Source organism: Terrisporobacter mayombei (assembly GCF_020748465.1).
GTDB lineage: Bacteria > Bacillota > Clostridia > Peptostreptococcales > Peptostreptococcaceae > Terrisporobacter > Terrisporobacter mayombei.
Genome location: NZ_JAHZMP010000146.1, coordinates 1 through 490, shown reverse-complemented (window position 1 = coordinate 490; position 490 = coordinate 1). Strand labels below are relative to the sequence as shown.

The 490-nt window shown below is 31.0% G+C and carries 2 pseudogenes; both read left to right on the top strand.

The window, feature by feature from the left end:
- Positions 1-222: pseudogene (larC, locus tag K0039_RS20805) on the top strand (nickel pincer cofactor biosynthesis protein LarC); the annotation flags it as partial.
- Positions 223-224: 2 nt separating this feature from the next.
- Positions 225-490: pseudogene (locus tag K0039_RS23230) on the top strand (B12-binding domain-containing radical SAM protein); the annotation flags it as partial.

Below are 490 nucleotides of genomic sequence, written 5' to 3'. Positions count from 1 at the left end.
TCTGTTGGCTCAGGATTTGTAAAATGTGAACATGGAATTATACCTATACCTGCACCTGCAACTATGGAAATTTTAAAAGGTGTACCGATTAAATTAAATAATGTAAATGGAGAATGTACAACTCCAACAGGAGCTGCAATCATAAAAGTCTTGTGTGATGAGTTTGTAGACGAGTTTGAATTTTCTCCAAGACAAATTGGATATGGTATAGGTCATAAGAAGAAGAAAAAAGTATACCATTATTTGCATTAGAGTCAAGAGAGCCTATAACAAACTTTGATTTTGTTACTTTTACACTTCAATATGAACTTTCATATACTAATATATTAAATATATTAGATTTAGCCAATATACCAATATTAAAAGAAGAAAGAACTTTGGAAGACCCATTTATAATGGTTGGTGGTCCTTGTGCTTATAATTCTGAACCCTTAGCAGATTTTGTAGATGTAGTAATATTAGGTGAAGGTGAAGAAGTTAATTTAGAAGT